The 6,350-nt window shown below is 58.1% G+C and carries 5 protein-coding genes; 2 read left to right on the forward strand and 3 right to left on the reverse strand.

The window, feature by feature from the left end:
* The first annotated feature begins 43 nt into the window (after positions 1-43).
* Together flgK and AC0CMF_RS12565 are read left to right on the forward strand one after the other, a co-directional pair.
* Entirely contained in the window at positions 44-1,897 is a 1,854-nt protein-coding gene (flgK, locus tag AC0CMF_RS12560) for a flagellar hook-associated protein FlgK (RefSeq protein ID WP_374628992.1), read from the forward strand.
* A gap of 10 nt (positions 1,898-1,907) precedes the next feature.
* Positions 1,908-3,446, forward strand: a complete 1,539-nt coding sequence (locus tag AC0CMF_RS12565) for a flagellar protein (protein WP_374628991.1) — start codon at positions 1,908-1,910, stop codon at positions 3,444-3,446.
* Positions 3,447-3,726: 280 nt separating this feature from the next.
* Here the strand turns inward: AC0CMF_RS12565 and flaF are convergent, their stop codons facing one another.
* The 3 genes from flaF to AC0CMF_RS12580 all read right to left on the reverse strand — a co-directional run bounded on the left by flaF (position 3,727) and on the right by AC0CMF_RS12580 (position 6,067).
* Positions 3,727-4,101: a flagellar biosynthesis regulator FlaF gene (gene flaF, locus AC0CMF_RS12570; protein ID WP_050472582.1), complete on the reverse strand. Its 375-nt coding sequence runs from the start codon at positions 4,099-4,101 to the stop codon at positions 3,727-3,729.
* Entirely contained in the window at positions 4,043-4,477 is a 435-nt protein-coding gene (gene flbT / locus AC0CMF_RS12575; protein WP_055453877.1) for a flagellar biosynthesis repressor FlbT, read from the reverse strand. The genes flaF and flbT overlap by 59 nt, the downstream gene beginning before the upstream one ends.
* 84 nt (positions 4,478-4,561) lie before the next feature.
* Positions 4,562-6,067 carry a flagellin N-terminal helical domain-containing protein gene (locus AC0CMF_RS12580; RefSeq protein WP_058899423.1) on the reverse strand — a complete coding sequence of 502 codons (1,506 nt, stop codon included), beginning with the start codon at positions 6,065-6,067 and terminating at the stop codon, positions 4,562-4,564.
* Positions 6,068-6,350: the final 283 nt, after the last annotated feature.

Raw genomic sequence — 6,350 nt, forward strand, 5'->3', positions numbered from 1 at the left:
AGGAAGGTGCGCCGCCGCTTCCAAAGGACTTCGGAGGCGTGAAATGGGTCTGACTTCGGCGCTGAATACGGCATTGTTCGGTCTGAACTACAATCAGAAGCAGATCGACCTGACTGCGGCCAATGTGGCCAATGCCAAGACCGAAGGCTACACGGCCAAGCGGATCACGGCCAATGTCTACTTTGACAAGAATGGCAATGTCTCCGGCATCCTGTCGAGTGACATCACGCGCCAGGTCAATGAATCCATCCAGATGGCCTATTGGAACAGCCGTGCAGATACGGCCTATTCCACCACCAAGGCCAGTTACACAGACCGGATGGATGCCACGCTCGGCACACTTGCGGATGCAGGGTCTCTGCCTTCGCTGATGTCCAGGCTCAACACGTCTCTGGCTGCTCTTGTTACGTCTCCCGACAGCTATGCCGCCCGGCAGGAGGTTCTCAGCACCGCCAACCTTATGGCCAAGGAGCTGAACTCGACCTATCGCGTCTTCGAGGACATGCGCAAGGAGGCAGACCGGACCATTGCCTCTCAGGTGGGCGAGGTCAATCAGCTGCTGAAGCAGCTGCAGGACATTGAAGCCAAGATCTCCAGGTCCCAGACCGCGGGTGTTTCCGAGGTTTCCCTGCTGGATGAACGCGACCGGTATCTGGAGCAGCTGAGCGGCTACCTGGATATCCGGATCAGCAAGGGCGACAACAACACGGTCAACATCACCACGAACAACGGCGAGTCGCTGTTTGTGGATGGCAAGGCCTCGACGCTGAGCTTCACGCCGGCCAGCACTCTTCTGCCTGGACAGTCCGGCAACCAGATCACCTTGAGAGCTCCCGGTGGCCTTACGCAGGACCTGTCCAGAACGTCCAGCTCCGGCTCGCTGATGGCGCTCGTCGATTTGCGCGACAACACGCTTGTCGAGGCACAGGCACAGCTGGATGAGATTGCCTCGCAGCTGTCACTTGCATTTTCCAACGTGGATGTGGCCGGCACTGCGACCACTGTCGCCCCTGAAAGCGGGTTCACGCTTGATGTTTCGGGCCTTCAGCCTGGCAACACGGTGTCTCTCAGCTACCGCGACTCTGGTGGTGTTCAGCGCAATGTGACCTTCGTTGCCGTTCAGGATCCGGCGCTGCTGCCGCTGGATCCCAACGTCACGGCCGATCCTTCCGACACGGTTTTCGGCATCGACATTTCGAGCGGTGATCCTGCCAACTACATCACCCAGATGATTGCAGCGCTCGGCGCGACGGATCTGGATGTCGCCAACAATGGCTCGGACCAGCTGCGCATTCTGGGCGACACGGGGACCAACACCTCCGTAACGTCGCTGAAGGCGAATGTGACTGTCACCGGCAGTTCCAATCAGGGACTGGGCCTTGCGCTCTTTACAGATGGCAGGGCAGGCGAGGCGCTTTACACCGGTGCCCTGGAGTCCGGCGGGCAAAAGACCGGCTATGCCCGGTCGATCATGCTCAATTCGGAACTGCCCAAGGACGCTTCCAAGCTGGTGATCTATGAGACCACGCCGGTCAGCAACTCCGAAAAGGACAGCAGCCGTCCGCAGTTTCTGGCCGATGCGATCAGCAAGACGAACTTCTTCTTCTCCTCGTCGACCGGACTGGGCACCGAGGGCTCGCCGTTCCGCGGGTCGGTCTCCGATTTCGTCAATCAGGTTGTCGCCTATCAGGGTGAGCAGGCCCAGACCAGCAAGCAGGCCGCCGCATCCCACACGGCCCTGACCCAGAACCTGGCGATCCGGCATGAGGAAGAATATTCGGTCGATGTCGATGCAGAGCTTGGGTTCCTGATCCAGCTGCAGAATGCCTACACGTCGAATGCCCGGGTGCTCAAGGCGGCCCGGGAGATGTTTGAAACGCTGTTGAACTCGGTCTAAGGGGCAGGCAATGGGTATCAGTACGATCACCACATCCAGAGGCTACCTGACGCAGCAGCTTAACAGCCTGAGTTCAGCGCTGACGGAAAAGACATCCCAGCTTGCGTCCGGCAAGGTGTCCACCACCTATGGCGGCGTCGGCAGTCAGCGCCTCTTGAGCATGGAGTTGAAGCAGAAGGCACAACGGATCGAAGCCTATGAGGAAACGATCACCATGAGCCGGCTGCACATCAAGACGCTCAATCTCAATCTTCAGCGGCTGGAAGCGCTGCGGATCGAGAGCAAGGCGACGATGGATCTGAACAACTTTCAGCTTCAGGCGGATGGCCAGACAAGCACGCAGGCAACGGCGGAAATCCTGCTGGCCGAAACGATCGGCCTGCTGAATGCCGAGGTCGCCGGCCATTATCTCTTTGGCGGCAGCGATGCGAACACCAATCCCGTTCTCGAAATGTCGCAGATCCTCAACGGCGCCGACGGCAAGGCTGGCCTGAAACAGGTGATGAACGAGTATTGGCTGGCCAACCAGGGGCCCGCCGGCAGCGAGGGGCGCCTGACGGTGTCTCCGCTGAACACGGTTCTGTCGGCCGGCGTTCCGGTCAGCGCTGACTTTTCGATTTCGGAAGACGGAGCCCATGACTTCGGTTTCGACATTTCTGCCGTCACCTCGAATCTCTCGAACATGACCCTGACGGCTCCCACGGGCGCTGACCCGGACAGCTTCGCCGTCGAATTCACCGGGCAGCCGCAACCGGGGGAGACGATCTCGATCGAGCTGGCGCTTCCGCCTGACGGTGCCAAGTCGGTCACGATCGAACTCAAGGCGGCTGTTTCAAACGCCAAGACGGGCGAGTTCACCATCGGCGCTGATCTTGCCGAAACAGCAGACAACCTCCGTACGGCGATTCAGGACGCTATCAAGGAGCAGACAGCAACCTCCCTGCGTGCTGCCTCGGACACCTGGGCGTCCAGCGAGTTTTTCGACACCTTTGGCGGTAAGATACCGAACCGTGTCGACGGACCTCCCTTCGACACCGCGACAGGACTGGTTTCCGGGGCCGGGACCACGACGATCTGGTATGTCGGAGAGAACCTGCCGACGGACGATCCGCGTCAGGACAAGATTGCAGCCGTTGATGACAATCTGCGCCTGGGCTACGGGGTGCGGGCAAACGAGCAGGGCCTGACGGATGTGGTCAAGACGCTTGCTACGTTCATTGCAGCAGATTTTTCAGGTGGTACGCCGTCGGATGAAAAATACTATTCCGAACTGGCCACCAGCATGAAGAACATTCTTCAGCCTGAGAGGACGGACCGGTCCGGTATCGTTGATATCACGACCGAAATCGCCGTGGCTTTCAAGTCGATCGAGTTTACGGCCGAGCGCCATCAGATCCAGAAGTCTGGCTATCTGTCGGCGGTGGACCAGATTGAGGGGGTCGACAAGGAGCTTCTGGCCGTGGAGATCCTGCAACTGCAAACCAATATCGAGGCGTCCTACCGCGCCTCGTCCATTGTTCTGAAGCTGTCACTGGCTGACTATATCTGATACCCCACTCAATGAGCCTAACTCATTGAGTGGGGCAAGGCCGTGCGGCGTCTGAGCAATTTCAAGGCGCGATGCGTCAGCATCGGAAGACTTGTATGACGGCGCGTCGTTGTGATCGAACAAGGCCGCTGACCGGGTTAACCGGCGGCGGCTTTTCTTTGCGCGCGCCGCGTGAGAGGCGTTGTCTTCGTGCAAGATACGAAAAAGCCGCCTTGGCGGCGGCTTGAACATGCGCGGTCACATGACGGGGTGACAAGGGCAGGGCTCTTGCTCCGGGCCTTCACTCCGGCCGGGCGCGCAGGCCTTCCGCGATGCTTCTGTTGATTGAAATCAGCGTGTTCAGCTTGTCCGGATGCGGATCCGCAAGAAGCGCCATCGTGTGCTTGAAAATGAACACACCGAGCGAGGCGATGTTGTTCTTGATCTGATCGGGCAGAGGGTTCTCCGGATTGGTCACAGATGTAACCAGAATGGTCCAGAGCTTGCGATTGTAGGTGAGGGCATCATCGATTTCAGCGAGCGATGAGCTCTCCCACTCATCCTTGATGAGTTGCAGACGGGCCGCAGCTTTCATCAGCAAGGTCGCCTCGAGCTCCCTAGGGGAGACGGCTACCTGGCTCGTCTTCTGGTACGCTTGAGCTGCCTGCTTGTACATGACCGATGAGCGTCCTCTCGTACTCGATGAGCTTCTTTGCTTCTTTCAGAGCCTTATAGAAGGCACCAGCCAATATCGAGTTACTGATCTTGGTAATATAAGGTATCGTACTTGGTGCCGCCAGTATTATGTCATTCACCAAGCTGAAATAGTTATCCTCGATCTTTTCGATGTCCTTGGAAAGGTACATGAGCTGCACAGCCAGATAAATTCGCTTGGCCGGGGAATCTGCCGTGGCTGGCGTTAAAATGTCCTTTTCGCGGAGGATAGGCGCCTGGCCCTCGATGAAGAGGCGTGTGCGCTGATTGTCGTTGGTGATGATGCTGTCGCCAACAATAATCCGTTCACCCGGCTTCAGCTCAACCTTGAGAGCCATGCGCTTCCTCCGAAACACAGCATCGTTCAGAAACACTCACCAAAGAGTTAACGATTGCTGACAAAACCTTAATTCGCCTCAGCCTTAGCCAAAAAGGCTGAGGACGCTCTGGTCGGCCTGGTTTGCCAGTGACAGCGCCGTGGAAGAGAGCTGCTGCCGGGTCTGCAGAGCCAGCATGTTTGCGCCTTCTTCGTTCATGTTGGCGATGGTCAGCGCGCCTGCACCCACTTCGAGGGTGTTGACGAGCTGTGTCGTGAACTTCTGCCGCACTTCCACGGTCGAGAGGCTGGTGCCGAAGGACGAAGCGGTTGAGCGCAGGGTCGCCAGAGCGCCGTTGATGGCCTGCAGCGTGCGCTCGATATCCGTATCATCCTTGAAATCGGAATCTGTGGCCTGCAGTTTCACGGTGCCATCTGTCGTCGCCAGCGCCGTGACGTTGAAGTCGTTGTTGGAGCTTTTGATGTCGAAGGAAATATCGCCAACCAGGCTGATCTGGCCGGCCGAGAAGCCCGCCTTCAAACCCTTGACGCTGTTGAGCAGCTTGACGAGATCGTCAGCAGTCGTATTGGCGGTGACTTCGAGTGAGGCGGCTTCATAGCCATTGCCGTCCACGACCTTGAGAACATCGCCCACCTTGTAGCTGCCCGACGACACAAGCTTTGAATCGGCCGTCATTGAAGCGGCAGTCAAAGTGGTCGTGCCCGTTCCGATGCCGCCGTTCGTGGCGGTGCCGCCACCGGCGGCGTCCTTGGAGATCGTCAGGTTGAGCCCCACTCCGAGGCCGGAGGTGACGGTGATCTGGTCGGTCACTTCATCGAAGCTGGCCTTGATGCCCCCGAGGTCGTTGAGGGCGTTGACATAATCCTGGACGGTCCGGATCTGTCCGGGCCCGCTGCCGACGGTGAAGGTTCTGGTGGTGACGCCATCCGACACGGAGACCACATCACCCGCTGACCACTGGGCCAGATCCGTCAGTTCTGACGAGGCCTGGAGTCCGGTCAAAGTCAGGGTTGTGGCGCCGCCGGACAAGGCAAAGGAAGCGGTCGCACCCGAGCCTGTTGCCAGATCACTCAACGCCAGCCCCTCCTCGAGAGAGGCATTCGTGAAGTCAACCGGCAGGATCTTCATCTTGGACGTGCTGTCCTCGTTGAAGAGGATCGAGAGATCGTTGCCCTCGCCAGCGAGCAGGTTCTTGCCCTTGTAGCTGGCGTCACGCGCCATATCCTCGATCTGACGCAGGACACCGTTGTAGCGCTCTGCGTAGACCTTGCGCTCGTATTCGCTCTGGGTCTGCAGGGCCTGATTGGCGATGGCCTTTGCCGACTCGACCAGCTTGGTGATCGACGTGATGCCGGTGTCTGCCGACTTCAGCGTCTGAACGGCCTGCCCCATGTTGTCGAGCAGGTTGTTCAGATCCTTCGCCCGGTCATTCAGGCCGGCGGCCGTAAAATATGAGTTGGGATTGTCCAGGGCCGAGTTAACCTTCAGGCCTGTCGCCAGACGGTTCTGCGTCCTGGACATGAGGTCTGCAGTGTTCTTGAGCGAGAGCAGGTTATCCCTGACGGGGCTGGAAAGGACAATGTCGCTCATGGCTTGCTCACCGGTCTCTACATGGGATGCGACTTAACACCCCGCTCACATGATCTGATCCTAATCATTAACGAAAAGTAAATACGATTTGCACCCGTTAAGATTTTGGTTACGGAAGTTACCAAGTGGTTTCTTTTAACCGATTGAATTGAAACGGGAAAACTGATGTCTCCGAGCGCCCGGAGACGTTGAAAGGGCAAAAGGCCGGGCGATTGGCCCGGCCTTTTCTGATTGTCAGGTTGTGAGTCGTGCGTGAACTGATTCTTAGAACAGGGACAGCACA

The organism is Pannonibacter sp. CBAS1226, from assembly GCF_055685825.1.